Annotated in this window: 14 protein-coding genes and 3 tRNA genes; 1 reads left to right on the top strand and 16 read right to left on the bottom strand. The window is 57.6% G+C overall.

Annotated features, from left to right (window positions below; genetic code table 11):
* Window positions 1-46: 46 nt before the first annotated feature.
* Entirely contained in the window at window positions 47-2230 is a 2184-nt protein-coding gene (locus ACA043_RS03905; protein ID WP_497658646.1) for a DUF1631 domain-containing protein, read from the bottom strand.
* Window positions 2231-2509: 279 nt separating this feature from the next.
* Between ACA043_RS03905 and nadC the strand changes: the two genes are divergently transcribed.
* Window positions 2510-3358: a carboxylating nicotinate-nucleotide diphosphorylase gene (gene nadC, locus ACA043_RS03900; RefSeq protein ID WP_489879259.1), complete on the top strand. Its 849-nt coding sequence runs from the start codon at window positions 2510-2512 to the stop codon at window positions 3356-3358.
* A gap of 51 nt (window positions 3359-3409) precedes the next feature.
* Here the strand turns inward: nadC and ACA043_RS03895 are convergent, their stop codons facing one another.
* The 15 genes from ACA043_RS03895 to folP form a co-directional block, all read right to left on the bottom strand.
* Window positions 3410-3715 (bottom strand): DUF6388 family protein, encoded by a 306-nt coding sequence (locus ACA043_RS03895; protein ID WP_497616396.1) that lies wholly within the window; start codon window positions 3713-3715, stop codon window positions 3410-3412.
* Window positions 3716-3944: 229 nt separating this feature from the next.
* Window positions 3945-4020 (bottom strand) — tRNA-Thr (locus ACA043_RS03890).
* Window positions 4021-4151: 131 nt separating this feature from the next.
* A complete protein-coding gene (gene pnp, locus ACA043_RS03885; RefSeq protein WP_187676722.1) occupies window positions 4152-6257 on the bottom strand; it encodes a polyribonucleotide nucleotidyltransferase in 2106 nt (701 codons plus the stop codon).
* A gap of 194 nt (window positions 6258-6451) precedes the next feature.
* Window positions 6452-6721, bottom strand: coding sequence for a 30S ribosomal protein S15 (gene rpsO / locus ACA043_RS03880; RefSeq protein WP_003177875.1), 270 nt, complete (start codon window positions 6719-6721; stop codon window positions 6452-6454).
* Window positions 6722-6863: 142 nt separating this feature from the next.
* Entirely contained in the window at window positions 6864-7781 is a 918-nt protein-coding gene (truB, locus tag ACA043_RS03875; protein ID WP_187676721.1) for a tRNA pseudouridine(55) synthase TruB, read from the bottom strand.
* A gap of 4 nt (window positions 7782-7785) precedes the next feature.
* Window positions 7786-8187, bottom strand: coding sequence for a 30S ribosome-binding factor RbfA (rbfA, locus tag ACA043_RS03870; RefSeq protein WP_095191053.1), 402 nt, complete (start codon window positions 8185-8187; stop codon window positions 7786-7788).
* Between the two features lie 159 nt (window positions 8188-8346).
* The gene (gene infB / locus ACA043_RS03865) at window positions 8347-10875 is read right to left on the bottom strand and encodes a translation initiation factor IF-2 (protein WP_187676720.1); all 2529 of its coding nucleotides are present in this window, start codon (window positions 10873-10875) and stop codon (window positions 8347-8349) included.
* A 27-nt stretch (window positions 10876-10902) separates the two neighbouring features.
* Complete coding sequence (gene nusA / locus ACA043_RS03860; protein ID WP_187676719.1) at window positions 10903-12384, bottom strand: transcription termination factor NusA; 1482 nt, start codon at window positions 12382-12384, stop codon at window positions 10903-10905.
* A gap of 47 nt (window positions 12385-12431) precedes the next feature.
* Window positions 12432-12890, bottom strand: coding sequence for a ribosome maturation factor RimP (gene rimP, locus ACA043_RS03855; RefSeq protein WP_305441326.1), 459 nt, complete (start codon window positions 12888-12890; stop codon window positions 12432-12434).
* Window positions 12891-13029: 139 nt separating this feature from the next.
* A tRNA-Met gene (locus tag ACA043_RS03850) sits at window positions 13030-13106 on the bottom strand.
* A gap of 97 nt (window positions 13107-13203) precedes the next feature.
* Window positions 13204-13289: transfer RNA gene (locus tag ACA043_RS03845), tRNA-Leu, on the bottom strand.
* 22 nt (window positions 13290-13311) lie between these two features.
* The gene (secG, locus tag ACA043_RS03840; RefSeq protein WP_027610782.1) at window positions 13312-13698 is read right to left on the bottom strand and encodes a preprotein translocase subunit SecG; all 387 of its coding nucleotides are present in this window, start codon (window positions 13696-13698) and stop codon (window positions 13312-13314) included.
* Window positions 13699-13702: 4 nt separating this feature from the next.
* Window positions 13703-14458, bottom strand: a complete 756-nt coding sequence (gene tpiA, locus ACA043_RS03835; protein WP_187676717.1) for a triose-phosphate isomerase — start codon at window positions 14456-14458, stop codon at window positions 13703-13705.
* A 65-nt stretch (window positions 14459-14523) separates the two neighbouring features.
* Entirely contained in the window at window positions 14524-15861 is a 1338-nt protein-coding gene (glmM, locus tag ACA043_RS03830; protein ID WP_401272058.1) for a phosphoglucosamine mutase, read from the bottom strand.
* A 16-nt stretch (window positions 15862-15877) separates the two neighbouring features.
* Entirely contained in the window at window positions 15878-16729 is an 852-nt protein-coding gene (gene folP / locus ACA043_RS03825; RefSeq protein ID WP_401272057.1) for a dihydropteroate synthase, read from the bottom strand.
* Between the last annotated feature and the right edge of the window lie 4 nt (window positions 16730-16733).

Genomic DNA, 16733 nt, shown 5'->3' with positions numbered 1-16733 from the left:
GACTGTGTTGGCGCCCAGTATGCCGTGATCGGCCCCCGGCGCGCGATCACTTGGCGCGATTGAGTCGTCGCAGATTGCCGAGCACCGACTCCAGCGCGCGATCGAACAGCAGGGTGTCATCGAGCGCGCGCACCGCACCGCGCTGGAATTCAAGGGCCAATCCGATGCGGCTGCGCTCCAGCACTTTCATCCCGGTGCGGTCGACAAAGACGTATTTGTCGGTGACGTCGATGATCGCCGCGAGTTTGCAGCGCAGGGTGTGTTCATCTTCTTCCTGAAACACTACCCAACTGCCCATACGCAGTTGATCGACCTGTTGCAGGCCTGCTTCGTCGCGGGACGAGCGCGCCGATGCCAGCGCCATCACGCCTTCATCTGAGGTTTGCAACCGGATCTGCTGCGACACCTCGATCAGCGCCGGCGCCGCTTCATCGGCCACAGTTGAAGGTTCAAGCACCCGTACGTGAAGCGCTTCCAGCTCGCTGAAGAATTCGCTGGTGGCAAACGGATCGAATGCCGATCTGCTCAAACCATCACGCAGCGATTTCAGCAACCCCGGTACCAGCGCCAACAAACGCATGCCGGACTCGGTATCGTCATGACGCTGCACACTCCAGATCAGTTGTTCCAGAGTCTGCACATCAGCCTGCCACTCGGCAGACTGCTCGCCATGCTTGAGGCCGGTCAGCAGCAGCACTTTACTCCAGGCGTTCTGGACGAATGTCACCACCGACGGTGGCAGGACTTTGCCCAACAGTGCCTGATTCAAAGCCTGCTCGACCCGTCGACGGGCCAGCTCGGTTTTCGCCCGACCTTCTTCGGCATCCCGCAGACGCTGTTCGAGCAACTCGCTGCGACGGCGTTCATCACTGGTGAAGGCGAGGAAGTCGGCGAGCAATTCGGAAAAAATCGCCGGATCATCGACAAAGTCTGTGAGCAAGCGCTGCACCACCTGCTCGATTCGCAGGTACAAGCTGTCACGCGTCTCACCGTCGCAATCACCCCAACCCATCGCCGCTTCGGCAATTTCATTGAGCAAGCGACGCGCCGGATGGCTGCTGCGACTGAAGAAACTCTTGTCGAGCACCGCCACCTTGAGCATCGGAATCTGCAAACGGGCGATCAGTGCCTTGAGCGAGTCCGGGACATTGCGATCATCAAGAATGCAGTCGAACACCATGGCAATCAGGTTGATCACGTCTTCATCAGCGCCGCCGACGATCCGCGATTTGCCACTTTTGACGCTGACCCGCGTAAGCAGCTGTTCAAGTTGGTTACGCAGATCGAAGTCGTCCTGTGAAGCCAGTGCCGGCACATATTGCTGCAAGTGCGAGAGCAGGCGCAGCAGGTCGCGGGTGGAGATGGGTTGAGCCGCAGCGCTCGACTCCAGAATCGGCGCAACGCTGCCGCGCACGTGCAACAGCAACTCCTGCAACGCGGCAAAGACTTCCTGCACACCTTCGTCTGCTGGCGGCGGATCGTTACTTTCTTCGCTGTTCACGTCGGCCACTGCGCGATCGATAGCGCGGCGCGCGGGCACCGGTTTCAATTCGGGCAACACGCCGGTGGCGCTGAGCAACTGATTGGCTTCGGCATACAGCTGTTCGGTGTCCGCCAATACATAGCGTTCGAACAGTTTGAGCAGGATCAGCTTGACCTTGATCTCCACGCCCAGGTTGCGCCCGGCCTGAAGGAAATATTCACAGAGCAGCGCCGGACCGAGCGGGTTGTGCTGGTCGTGGAGGGGATTGCCGAGCAATGCACTGAGACGCGCGGTCAGTTGATCGAGCGCGAAGCCATCACGCTTGAGCACGCGGCCGACCATGGTCTCTACGGCCACATTGCGCTCCATGTCATCGGTGCGCGGCGCGGATTCTTCGTATAGCAAAGTGCGCGGAAGCGCGTTGTGCGCAGAATCGTTTTGAGTGAGACCGACAAAAGCCTCGAAGAACTGCTCAAGAAAGCCGCGCTCGATGTTTTTGCGCTTGAGGCGCAAGTCGCGCATGGCTTCGAAGAAAATGTTCTGTTCGACGTCGTTGCGCGCCCGGTCGGCCATTTCGAACAGGGTGTCGTCGGCGTTGTCGAACAGCTCCTGCAGACCGTGGCGCAATTGCTGAGCAGCCTTGTCGCGAACCTGAAGCAGAATCACAGGCAGGCGGGCGAGCGGCGAATGATTCGCCTGATCGGTAGCGGCCTTGTGCAAAGGCACTACTTTCCCGTCTTTGTGCATCCAAGCCTCCTGAAACGGTGATTCTTTCGTTGATCAGCAACATCGATGGCAACGTCAAAGCTATGACGTCAAACGCAAGGCGAATTATCTTGCAAAAGTTATCCCCGGCGCCATAGGCGTCAGGGTTTCCCCTATGCCCCGGACACCTTCCACTGACCACGTGCGAACACTGTTTGCTCAAAGAAAATCGACCAGATGCAGTCAAGCAGGCGAGTTATCGCCTTGGGTTGGCTCGTGCCATGCCCCTATAATCGAATCACTTTGTTTGTGGAGCCCGTTATGCCGAATCTACGTCTCGCCGATTTGACCGCCGAAATCGAAGCCAACGTGCGCCGTGCGTTGCTCGAAGACATCGGCAGCGGCGACATCACCGCACAACTGATCCCGGCCGAACGCCTGGCCAAAGCCACCATCATCACGCGCGACGACGCCGTCATCTGCGGCACTGCTTGGGTAGATACGGTGTTTCGCCAGCTCGATCCGCGTGTGGCGGTGCATTGGCAAGTGGTCGATGGCGAGCGGGTCAAACCCAATCAGCCACTGTTTCACCTGGAAGGCCCGGCCCGTTCGCTGTTGACCGGTGAACGCAGCGCCCTGAACTTCCTGCAATTACTCTCGGGCGTGGCAACCCGCGCGCAGTATCTGGCGGACTTCGTCGCCGAAACCCAGGTCAAGCTGCTCGACACCCGCAAGACACTGCCAGGCCTGCGTCTGGCGCAGAAATACGCCGTGACCTGCGGTGGCTGCCACAACCATCGCATCGGCCTGTACGACGCCTTTCTGATCAAGGAAAACCACATCGCTGCCAGCGGTGGCATTGCGCAAGCCATTGAAGCCGCGCACAGGATTGCCCCGGGTAAACCGGTGGAAATCGAAGTGGAAAGCCTGGATGAGCTGAAAGAAGCTCTGGCGGCCGGCGCCGACATCATCATGCTCGACGAACTGAGCCTGGACGACATGCGCGAAGCGGTGCGCCTGAACGGCGGCAAGGCCAAACTGGAAGCCAGCGGCGGGATCAACGAAAGCACACTGTTGCCGATCGCCGAAACCGGAGTGGATTACATCTCGATTGGTGCGATGACCAAGGATGTGAAGGCGGTGGATCTGTCGATGCGTCTGAGCCTCTGAAGACTGCACGCCATAAAAAACGCCAGCCTGGTTGAGGCTGGCGTTTTTGTTTCAAACCACCAGATTGTTCATCTCGCAGTACTCTTCCCACTCGACGCCCAGTACGTCGGCAGCCTCTTTGTGCAATACGAGACGCTGAGCCTCGAACTCTTCAGGCGTGCTGGTGTACTTGAGCGTCAGTTCCCACGGCTGCAAACCCTGGGCCTCGGCTTCATCTTCGAATGCCCACTGGATCTGGTCTTTCTGATCATCGGCACTCAAGTCTTTGATCTCTGCAGCCAACTGAGGCGACTCGAGGAGATACTTTTTTAGTGCTTCTTCGTGTGTTGCTTCTTGGGTCAATTCTTTCGCGGTCATGGCGTTCTCGCTGATCTTAGGAATGGAAGATGGATCTGGATCATCAAGGATCTCTCTGACGCGGTTAGCCCGGCCTTCGGAACCATTCGGGATCATCTGAAAACTGCTAAGCGATGCTCATGCAGGCACCGAATATAGGACGTTTGCATGACGAATTACACGGCTCTTTACATCTCTTGCACAAAAAGCTGACCTGCGGAACATGAATCGGAGGGTGAAATTGCGGAGGTGGTGCCCGAGACAGGAATCGAACCTGCGACCTTCGCGTTACGAGTGCGCTGCTCTACCGGCTGAGCTACACGGGCGGTGGGCTAAACCTAGCACCGGTCCTGGACTCCGGCAACTTGACTGGGGCACTGTTGCTTTACAGCAGACAAAAAAATGCCCCACCGTTTCCACAGTGGGGCATTTTTATTGCGCTAAAGCGTTCGGGTGATTAAACGCCCGAAGCCTTGGCCGCTGCCACGTCTTTGATGGACAGCTTGATACGGCCGCGGTTGTCCACGTCCAGTACCAGCACTTCCACTTCCTGGCCTTCTTTCAGGATGTCGGTCACTTTCTCAACACGAGCGTCGCTCAGCATCGAGATGTGAACCAGACCGTCCTTGCCCGGCAGGATGTTGACGAATGCGCCGAAGTCGACGATGCGCTCAACCTTGCCGACGTAGATCTTGCCGATCTCGGCTTCAGCAGTGATACCCAGAACGCGCTGACGTGCAGCTTCAGCCGCTTCCTTGGTTTCGCCGAAGATCTTGATCGAACCGTCGTCTTCGATGTCGATCGAAGCCTTGGTTTCTTCGCAGATCGCACGGATGGTCGCGCCACCTTTACCGATAACGTCACGGATCTTGTCGGTGTCGATCTTCATCGCGATCATGGTCGGAGCGTTGGCCGACAGTTCGGTACGCGACTGGCCGATGATCTGGTTCATCTGACCGAGGATGTTCAGGCGCGCTTCCAGGGCTTGGCCCAGAGCGATTTCCATGATCTCTTCGGTGATGCCCTTGATCTTGATGTCCATCTGCAGCGCGGTCACGCCTTTGGCGGTACCGGCTACTTTGAAGTCCATGTCGCCCAAGTGGTCTTCGTCGCCGAGGATGTCGGTCAGGACTGCGAACTTGTCGCCTTCCTTAACCAGACCCATCGCGATACCGGCAACCGGTGCCTTCATCGGTACGCCAGCGTCCATCAGAGCCAGGGACGCGCCGCAAACGGAAGCCATCGAGCTCGAACCGTTCGATTCGGTGATTTCCGAAACCACGCGGATGGTGTACGGGAACACGTCAGCGGCAGGCAACATGGCCGAAACCGAACGACGGGCCAGACGGCCGTGACCGATTTCACGACGACCAGCACCACCCATGCGACCACACTCGCCTACCGAGAACGGAGGGAAGTTGTAGTGCAGCATGAACGGGTCTTTTTTCTCGCCTTCCAGGGTGTCCAGCAGCTGTGCGTCACGGGCGGTGCCGAGGGTCGCAACTACCAGAGCCTGGGTTTCACCACGGGTGAACAGGGCCGAACCGTGGGTCTTCGGCAGAACGCCGACTTCAATGTTCAGCGGACGTACGGTGCGGGTGTCGCGGCCGTCGATACGTGGCTTGCCGTTTACGATGTTTTCGCGAACGGTGCGGTATTCGATTTCGCCGAATGCAGCTTTGACTTCGCTGGACGAAGGCTGGCCTTCTTCACCGGACAGCTTGGCAACCACCTGATCCTTCAGCTCACCCAGGCGAGCGTAACGGTCGGCCTTGATGGTGATGGTGTAAGCCTGGGAGATCGCTTCGCCGAACTCGGAACGGATTGCGTTCAGCAGTTCGGTAGCTTCTGGCGCAGGAGCCCAGGTCCAGGTTGGCTTGGCAGCTTCAGCAGCCAGTTCTTTAACGGCGTTGATCACAACCTGGAACTCGTCGTGAGCAAACAGTACCGCGCCCAGCATCTGGTCTTCGGTCAGCTCTTTGGCTTCCGATTCAACCATCAGCACAGCGTCGGAAGTACCGGCAACGACCATGTCCAGGCTCGAAGCAGCTTGCTGCTCGTAGGTCGGGTTCAGCAGGTAGCCGGTGCTTTCGTGGAAAGCGACACGAGCGGCGCCGATCGGGCCGTCGAACGGGATACCCGAGATGGCCAGGGCTGCCGAGGTACCGATCATCGCAGCGATGTCCGGATCGGTCTTCTTGCTGGTGGAAACGACGGTGCAGACAACCTGCACTTCGTTCATGAAGCCTTCTGGGAACAGCGGACGGATCGGACGGTCGATCAGTCGGGAAGTCAGGGTTTCTTTCTCGGAAGGACGGCCTTCACGCTTGAAGAAACCGCCAGGGATCTTACCAGCAGCGTAAGTCTTTTCCTGGTAGTGAACGGACAGAGGGAAGAAGCCCTTGCCCGGATCGGCTTGCTTGGCACCAACAACGGTCACCAATACGCTGACGTCGTCGTCAACGGTGACCAATACTGCGCCGGAGGCCTGACGGGCGATACGGCCAGTCTCGAGGGTAACGGTCGACTGACCGAACTGGAATTTTTTGATTACCGGGTTCACGGTGTCCTACCTTCTTTGTGGCTCTTGGGGGAACTGGTTTCTTGCGAAATTCTTGGGCAATGTCGGGAATCGGCCCAACGCCTGTCCAGGGTAAAACGTGTATCCAGATAAAACTTGAGGCTGGGAGCCTGCAAGGCGCCAGCGGTAAACCGCTGACGCCTGACAGACAACCAACCTCATAGCGCAATCGCTGATTAGCGACGCAGACCCAGGCGACCGATCAGAGTCTGGTAACGACCCAGATCCTTGCCTTTCAGGTAGTCCAGCAGCTTACGGCGCTGGTTTACCATGCGGATCAGACCACGACGGGAGTGGTGATCTTTACCGTTGGCCTTGAAGTGACCTTGCAGTTTGTTGATGTTGTGGGTCAGCAGTGCAACTTGCACTTCTGGCGAACCAGTGTCACCAACAGCTTGCTGGTAGTCAGCAACGATTTGAGCTTTTTCTTGAACGTCGAGAGCCATGAGGCAATCCTTTTATCAGGAAACTGTTTCAGGGAAACAGCTTCAACAGGCCAGGGACAAATCCCTGTATCTATAAATGAGTCGTGACCGTGCCTGTTAACAGCCACACTCGCCGACCTGCTGTTACACAGGCCGGTTCCGGTCATTCTGACCGAATCAAGCGACGCGGCGCGATACGCCCGTCTTCGCTCACTTCACCGATACCGATGAAGCGACCATTGTGATCCTGTACCCGCACCATGCCGAACTTCGGAGCATCCGGGGCACGTACCGGCTGGCCGTTGAGCCAGTAGAACGCGCTCGCTTCCGAGAAGTGCAACAGCGGCCAATCCTGCAGGCCGCTGTCCGATGGCATCAGGAAGCGGTCGACCGCTTCGTTGCCGCCTTCGGCATGTACCGCTTCGAGCTCTTCGAGGGTCACGGTCTGCGCCAGGGTGAAAGGCCCGGCCTGGGTACGGCGCAACTCTGCGACGTACGCACCACAACCGAGTTGCTCACCGATATCCTCCACGAGGGTGCGAATATAGGTGCCCTTGCTGCAATCCACCGCAAGTCGCGCAGTATCGCCTTCGAAGGCCAGTAATTCCAAGCGCGCAATAGTAACAGAACGCGGTTCGCGCTCCACTACTTCGCCTGCACGGGCCAGCTTGTACAGCGGCTGGCCATCACGCTTGAGCGCGGAGTACATCGGCGGTATCTGACTGATTTGGCCGCGAAATTTCGGCAAGACAGCCTCGACATCGGCGCGACCAACGGTCACCGGGCGTTCCTGCAAAACCTCACCTTCGGCATCCGCCGTGGTGGTGGTCTTGCCCAGTTGCGCCAGGGTTTCATAAGCCTTGTCGGAATCGAGCAGGTATTGCGAAAACTTGGTCGCTTCGCCGAAGCACAACGGCAACACACCGCTGGCCAATGGATCGAGACTGCCGGTGTGCCCGGCCTTCTCGGCGTTGAGCAGCCAGCGAACCTTCTGCAACGCGGCGTTGGAGGTGAACCCCAGCGGCTTGTCGAGCAGAATGATACCGCTGACGTTACGACGGATACGTTTGACCTGAGCCACCGAATTACTCCTTGGTGTCTTCAGGTTCAGCAACTGCCGGGTGCTGATTGTCTTCAGCAACGGCACGCTCGATCAGGGCCGACAGGTGCGCACCCCGCACGACGGATTCGTCGTAGTGGAAGTGCAATTGCGGCACGCTGCGCAGCTTCATTTCGCGGGCCAGTTGCATACGCAGGAAACCCGCAGCGGCATTCAGGACCTTGATGCTTTGCGCAATATCTTCAGCGTTGTCCTGCCCCATTACGGTGATGAAAATCTTTGCGTGACCGACGTCACGGCTGACTTCCACAGCGGTAATGGTGACCAGACCGACGCGCGGATCTTTGACTTCACGACGGATCAGTTGGGCCAGCTCACGCTGCATCTGATCGCCGATACGTTGGGTACGGCTGTATTCTTTTGCCATGACTTGTTACCTGTTACTGCCCCACGGTGAAACCCGCAAGGTCTGAAAGCGGCAAACGCCCGGCCTGACAAAAGCCAGACCGGGCGTTGCGTTTAGAGTCCTGACGCCGTGGCGCGCATCTGCATGCGGCGGCTCGACGTGGCCCTTGAAGTGCGCGAGTTAGAGGCTGCGAGCAACCTGAACCTTCTCGAAGACTTCGATCTTGTCACCGACTTTGACGTCGTTGTAGCTCTTCACGCCGATACCGCATTCCATGCCGGCACGTACTTCGGAAGCGTCATCCTTGAAGCGGCGCAGGGATTCCAGCTCGCCTTCGAAGATAACGATGTCTTCACGCAGTACACGGATCGGACGGTTACGGTGCACAACACCTTCGATCACCATGCAGCCTGCGATCGCGCCAAACTTCGGCGAACGGAACACGTCACGCACTTCGGCGATACCCAGGATGTTCTCGCGAACATCGCTGCCGAGCATACCGGTCAGGGCTTTCTTGACGTCTTCGATGATGTCGTAGATCACGTTGTAGTAACGCATATCCAGACCTTCCTGCTCGACGATCTTGCGAGCGCCAGCATCGGCACGCACGTTGAAGCCAAACAGTACAGCGTTGGAAGCCAGTGCCAAGTTAGCGTCGGATTCGGTGATACCACCGACACCGCCGCCGACTACGCGCACTTGCACTTCGTCGTTGCCCAGGCCATTCAGAGCGCCCTGCAAAGCTTCCAGCGAACCACGGACGTCGGATTTGAGGACGATGTTGAGCGTCTTCTTCTCTGCCTGACCCATGTTTTCGAAGATGTTTTCCAGCTTGCCGGCGTGAGCGCGAGCCAGTTTGACTTCGCGGAACTTGCCTTGACGGAACAGAGCCACTTCACGGGCTTTCTTCTCGTCTGCAACTACGCTCATCTCGTCGCCAGCGTCCGGGGTACCGTCCAGGCCGAGGATCTCGACAGGGATGGAAGGACCGGCTTCCTTGATTGGCTTGCCGTTCTCGTCGAGCATGGCGCGAACGCGGCCATAGTTCGAACCGACCAGAACCATGTCGCCTTGGCGCAGGGTACCGTCTTGAACCAGAACGGTTGCAACCGGGCCACGACCTTTGTCGAGACGCGATTCAACCACAACACCACGGCCAGGAGCCGATGGGGTCGCTTTCAGTTCGAGAACTTCGGCTTGCAGCAGAACAGCTTCGAGCAGTTCGTCCACGCCAGTACCGACTTTCGCCGAAACCGGTACGAACGGCGTATCACCGCCCCACTCTTCCGACGTCACGCCGTGAACCGACAGCTCACTACGGATGCGATCAAGATCAGCGCCCGGCTTGTCGATCTTGTTCACTGCAACCACCAGTGGAACGCCAGCCGCTACTGCGTGCTGAACAGCTTCAATGGTCTGCGGCATTACGCCGTCATCGGCTGCAACGACCAGAATCACGATGTCGGTCGCCTTGGCACCACGGGCACGCATTGCGGTAAACGCGGCGTGACCCGGGGTGTCGAGGAAAGTGACCATGCCGCGTTCGGTTTCAACGTGGTACGCACCGATGTGCTGGGTAATACCGCCGGCTTCGCCAGCAGCAACCTTGGCACGACGGATGTAGTCGAGCAGCGAGGTCTTACCGTGGTCAACGTGGCCCATTACGGTCACGACTGGTGCACGGGAGAACGACTCACCTTCAAACTTCAGGGACTCGGCCAGGGAATCTTCCAGAGCGGTGTCGCTGACCAGGGTCACTTTGTGGCCCAGCTCTTCGGCTACCAGCTGAGCAGTTTCCTGATCAAGCACCTGGTTGATGGTCGCTGGAGTACCCAGTTTGAACATGAACTTGATGATTTCAGCAGCCTTGACCGACATCTGATTGGCGAGATCGCCAACGGTGATGGTCTCGCCGATCTGCACATCACGCACGACAGGGCCGGTTGGGCTCTGGAAACCGTGAGCGTTGCGCTTCTTCAGCTTGGCCTTGCCGCGACCACCACGACGGAAGCCATCGCTTTCTTCGTCGGTAGTACGTGGCGCGACACGTGGTGCTGGCGCTTTCTCTTTGACCGATGCGCGATGCGGAGCGTTTTTACGCTCGCCATCACCACCGCCACTGCGACGATTGTTGTCATCGGCACGTGGTTTGTCCGGACGGCGCTGTTCGTTCTGCTTGTTACGAACGTCAGCAGACGGTGCTGGAGCAGCGGCTACCGGTGCGCTTTCGCGTACTGGCTCAGCAACTGCGGCCGGCGCCGAAGCGGCGTCGTTAGTAGCGGCTTGCGCAGCAGCAGGCTGGCGGCGCGCTTCTTCTTCGGCGCGCTGCTTGGCTTCTTCTTCAGCCTTCTGGCGCGTAGCATTTTCTACTGCGCGACGCTCATCCAGTTCACGCTTGCGCTCGGCTTCGATTTCTTCCGGGCTGCGCTGTACGAAAACTTTCTTTTTGCGAACTTCTACGCTGATGCTTTTGCTACCAGCCACACGCAGGGTGCTGGTGGTTTTACGCTGCAGCGTGATCTTGCGTGGTTCTTCCACTTTCGCCTTGTGACTGCTCTTCAAGTGAGTCAGCAGGGATTGCTTCTCACTGTCAGTCACATTTTCTTCGGCGGCGGTGTGCGGCAGACCTGCCTCACGCATCTGCTGCAACAGGCGCTCTACCGGTGTTTTGACCTCATCGGCCAGTTGTTTCACCGTGACTTGCGTCATGCACTTCTCTCCTCAGGCCGCGCCTAATTACTCGAACCAATGGGCTCGGGCGGCCATGATCAACTTGCCGGCACGATCATCGTCAATGCCGTCGATGTCGAGCAGATCGTCAATAGACTGCTCGGCCAGGTCTTCGCGGGTAATTACGCCGCGCACCGCCAGTTCCATCGCCAAATCCTTGTCCATACCCTCAAGCGAGAGCAGGTCTTCGGCCGGATGGGCGTCTGCCAGCTTTTCCTCAGTAGCGATGGCTTTGGTCAACAAACGATCCTTGGCACGAGCGCGAAGCTCGTTGACGGTGTCTTCGTCAAAGCCGTCGATGTTGAGCATTTCTTCCAACGGTACGTAGGCAATCTCTTCCAGGCTGGTGAAGCCTTCATCTACCAGCACCTGTGCCAGATCTTCGTCGACTTCCAGCTCGTCGATGAAGTTGCGCAGGATGTCGCCGGTTTCTGCTTGCTGCTTAGCCTGGATGTCCGATTCGGTCATCACGTTCAGGGTCCAGCCAGTCAACTGGCTTGCCAGACGCACGTTCTGACCACCACGACCGATGGCCTGAGCCAGATTGTCTGCGCCAACGGCGATGTCCATGGCGTGGGCATCTTCGTCAACGATAATTGCCGCAACCTCGGCCGGGGACATGGCGTTGATTACGAACTGAGCCGGGTTGTCGTCCCACAGGACGATATCAACACGCTCACCGCCCAACTCACCCGACACTGCCTGGACGCGCGAACCGCGCATACCGATGCAAGCGCCCTGCGGGTCAATGCGTTTGTCCTTCGAGCGAACGGCGATCTTGGCGCGCGAACCCGGATCACGGGACGCAGCCATTACTTCGATCAGGCCTTCGGCAATTTCCGGCACTTCGATGCGGAACAGCTCGATCAGCATTTCCGGCGCGGTACGCGACAGGATCAGCTGCGGGCCGCGGTTCTCGGTGCGGATTTCCTTTAGCAGCGCACGCAGACGCACGCCGACACGGAAGGTTTCGCGAGAGATGATGTCTTCACGGGCCAGCAACGCTTCAGCGTTATTGCCCAGATCGACGATCACGTTGTCGCGGGTCACTTTCTTCACGGTGCCGGAGATGATTTCTCCCAGGCGCTCGCGATAGGCATCAACCACTTGAGCGCGCTCGGCTTCACGCACTTTCTGCACGATGACTTGCTTGGCAGTCTGCGCAGCAATGCGGCCGAACTCGATAGAATCGATTTTTTCTTCAACGACGTCGCCAACCTTGGCACCAGGATGCGTTTCGGCAACCTTGGTTGGCCAGGTTTCGATAGCCGGATCGTCGAGATCATTCTCTTCGACGACCGTCCAGCGACGGAAAGTTTCGTAAGAACCGGTGTGGCGGTTAATTTCCACACGCAGGTCAACTTCGTCTTCAAAACGCTTTTTGGTAGCAGTGGCCAGGGCCAGCTCCAGCGCTTCAAAAATTACGCTTGCCGGTACGCCCTTTTCATTGGATACCGACTCAACAACCAGCAGTACTTCTTTGCTCATCGTACGCCTCGCCTTTCGCAAGCCATTGGATCCGCGGGATCCGCGTCTCAGTCAAAACTGGGAATAATGTTGGCCTTGTCGATCATATCGATCGGCAACAGGAACTCATGGTCATCTACCTGCACCACGACGTCCTGCTCTTCTACACCGCGCAGAAGGCCCTGAAAGTTGCGTCGACCTTCAAAAGGCGAGCGCAGCTTGATCTTCACTTGTTCACCGGCAAATTTTGCAAACTGCTCAATAGTGAACAGTGGGCGCTCCATGCCAGGCGAGGAAACTTCGAGGGTGTATTCAACAGAGATCGGATCTTCAACATCTAGAACACCGCTGATCTGACGGCTGACAATGGCGCAATCGTCCACCAGCACGCCACCCTCTTTATCGATATAAACGCGCAACATCGAGTGACGACCCTGAGCCGAAAACTCGATACCCCAGCATTCATAGCCTAGGGCCACGACCACCGGGGCCAGCAAGGCCTGCAACTCTTCTAGCTTGCTCGACACCTGAACCCCCTAGTGCATGATATGTGCATGCTATGCAAAATAAAAAAATGGGCATAACGCCCATCCTTGAAACGCCGTCGAACAGCGGCGTTGAAAGTGTCCAGCTAACAAAAAGCCCCTTAAAAGGGGCTCCTAAAACTGGTTGCGGGGGCCGGATTTGAACCGACGACCTTCGGGTTATGAGCCCGACGAGCTACCAGACTGCTCCACCCCGCGACAAAGCTGGGGCGGAAGTATACGACCGATCCCTTATAGGGTCAATGTAACCTTCCACCTGCAAGAAAGCCCGCAACAGCGGGCTCTCCTGACTAATTGGTACCGAGAAGGGGACTCGAACCCCTACACCCTATGGGCACAACCACCTCAAGGTTGCGTGTCTACCAATTCCACCACCTCGGCAAAACTACTTTTGAAACCCTTCTTACTTCTGCTCTTGAGCTGGAGGTACGTCAGTCGCTGGAGTAGCCGACTTTTGCTCTTGAAGCACCGGTACATCATCAGAAGCCGGTTGTTGTTGCTTAGGTACTTCCAACACTGCTGGATCTGGCAATCCTGCTTGAGTCAGCTGATGAGCCTTCTCTTTAGCAAAGTAACCTAACCCCAGGCTGGTTATGAAGAAACCGGCGGCAAGTATAGCAGTAAACTTACTAAGAAAGGTAGAGGAACCTTGGCTTCCGAACACAGTATTTGAAGCACCTGCTCCGAAAGACGCACCAGCATCCGCACCTTTACCCTGCTGCAGCAAAACCAGAGCAACTACGCCCAATGCACCCAGCAGATGAAAAACGACTACGACTGTTTCCAGCATTTTTTCAGTTTCCCGCGGCGCGACAGATCGCACCGAACTCATCTGCATTCAGGGAAGCCCCACCAATGAGCCCCCCATCGATATCCGGCATGCCGAACAGTTCGACCGCATTGGCCGCCTTCACGCTGCCGCCGTATAGAAGCCGCACACCTCGTGCGACTTCAGAATTCTCTGCCGCCAACTGCTCACGAATGGCTTTATGCACATCCTGAGCCTGTTGCGGCGTCGCAGTCAGTCCGGTACCAATGGCCCAGACAGGCTCGTAAGCAATGACTGCCTTGGCAAAGGCACCTACACCCAGCTCCTCGATGATGCTGCCCAGCTGACGCCCGACAACCTCAAGAGTTTTACCAGCTTCGCGCTGCTCGAGGGTCTCCCCTACGCACAACACCGGGATTAAGCCACATGCCTGTGCCGCTGCGAACTTGCGATTCAGCATTGCGTCTCGCTCGCCCATTATCTGACGGCGTTCGGAATGCCCGACAAGTACCAGGGAACAACCTGCATCCACCAACTGACTCGGCGCAATCTCACCAGTCAACGCACCTTGCATGGATTCCACCGCAGAGTTCTGCGCGCCGACCGAAATCGACTTGCCTTTCAAGCCATCAACCACTTGATTGATATACAAGCAAGGCGGGAATACCGCGACATCAACACCGCTAGGCAAGGCCAGATGACGAAGGCCGTTGATCAGCTCAGCGACGCTGGCGCGGGTACCGTGCATCTTCCAGTTACCAGCTACCATAGGGCGACGCATGCTGTACCTCGTCGGTCAAAGTGGGCGCAGATGTTACCCAACACAATCATGGCTTGCAAGCCGAATCAGGCAGAAACTTCAGTTACCAGTTTTGCCAGTTCTTCGGCGTAACTGCGAACCTGAGCTTCATCCTCGCCTTCGACCATTACGCGCACCAGAGGCTCTGTGCCGGACTTGCGCAAAAGCACACGGCCGCGCCCCGCCATTGCCTGGGTTACACGCGCACTGGCTTCCTTGACAGCCGCATGCTCCAGCGGGCTTTCGCCACCACCAAAACGCACATTGATCAGCACCTGAGGGCACTTGCGCAGTGCTTGCCGGGCTTGCGCCAGACCTTGATTACGCGTCTTGAGCGACATCAGCACCTGCAGTGCAGCGATGATCGCATCGCCAGTCGTGGTGTGATTGAAGCAAACGATGTGCCCCGAGTTCTCACCACCGACCAGCCAATTGCGCTCCAGCAACTCGGCTATCACATAGCGGTCGCCGACATTGGCACGAATAAATGGAATCGAAAGTTCAGCGAGGGCCAATTCCAGACCGAGGTTACTCATCAGAGTACCGACCACGCCACCCTGCAACTTGCCACGCTCATGCAGATCACGCGCAATGATGAACAACAAGTCATCACCATCAACGATTGTGCCAGTGTGATCGACCATCAGAACCCGATCGCCATCGCCATCAAAAGCGATGCCCAGATCAGCGTGCTCAGCCAGGACGGCCGCCTGCAACTGCCCCATATGGGTTGAGCCACAGTTGTCGTTGATGTTCAGACCATTGGGCTGGGCCGACAACACGACAACTTCCGCGCCAAGCTCACGAAAAACGCTTGGGGCAACTTTATAGGTAGCACCGTGGGCGCAGTCGATGACAATCTTGAGACCGGAAAAGTTGGTCCCTGTCGGCACGCTACTCTTGCAGAATTCAATGTAACGACCGGACGCATCGTTGATTCGCGAAACCTTGCCGATCTTGCTCGACTCAACCACGGTCATTGGCGTATCGAGCAACTCCTCAATCATCAGCTCCAGCTCATCCGGCAGCTTGGTGCCTTTACCGGAGAAGAACTTGATGCCGTTATCATCGTGCGGATTGTGCGAAGCGCTTATTACAATTCCGGCCTCAGCCTGGAACGTGCGCGACAGGTAAGCAATCGCCGGCGTCGGCATCGGGCCGAGCAGCATCACATCAGCACCTGCCGATGTCAGGCCAGCCTCAAGGGCCGATTCGAACATGTAGCCGGAGATTCGCGTGTCCTTGCCGACCAGCACCTTGCACGCGCCCATCTTGCGGAACGCCATGCCAGCAGCCCAACCGAGTTTAAGCATGAAGTCAGGAGTAATCGGGTATACCCCGACTCGGCCACGAATGCCGTCAGTACCAAAGTATTTCTTGCTCATAAGTGCTCCATCATTCTTATTCGGCTGATTCGACGGCCGCGATCATTCTCACCACGTCCACCGTCTCCGCTACATCATGGACGCGCAATATACGCGCGCCTTTGACAGATGCCAGTGCCGCGAGTGCCAGACCACCATGCAGACGCTCACCTACCGGGCGATTAAGCGCCTGGCCGATCATGCTCTTGCGTGAAACACCGACCAGCAATGGCCGCCCCAGCGCATGCAGGGCTTCCATATGCTTGAACAAGCTTAGATTGTGCTGCAGGGTTTTGGCGAAGCCAAAGCCCGGGTCGAGAACGATCCGGTCTGCGGGGATACCCGCCAGCGCACATTGAGCCATGCGCTCAGCGAGAAACTCACCCACTTCCCGCGTGACATCCTGATACTGCGGATTGTTCTGCATATCACCCGGCTCACCGAGCATATGCATGAGGCAGACCGGCAAACCCGTTGCCGCCGCCGCATCCAGTGCGCCATCGCGCCGGAGCGACCGCACATCGTTGATCAAACCCGCGCCCAGCCGCGCAGTTTCGCGCATCACGGCGGGGGTCGACGTATCGACCGAGATAATTACATCGAGTTCGCGATTGATCAGCTCAACGATTGGCGCCACGCGTTCTAGCTCTTCCAGCGGCGAAACCGCTCGCGCGCCGGGACGAGTGGACTCACCACCCACATCGATCAGCGTCGCACCAGCCGCAACCATAGACTCGGCATGGCGCAAGGCCGCGTCGAGTTGGCTGTAGCGGCCGCCATCGGAGAACGAATCGGGAGTGACATTGAGAATACCCATGACATGCGTCCGGGCCAAATCAAGAACCCGGTTGCCGCAAGGCAACCGGGTCAGGGACTGTACAGAAGTCATTAAA

The sequence above is a fragment of the Pseudomonas sp. LBUM1648 genome (assembly GCF_059716145.1).
This window is presented reverse-complemented; position numbering and strand designations above follow the sequence as displayed.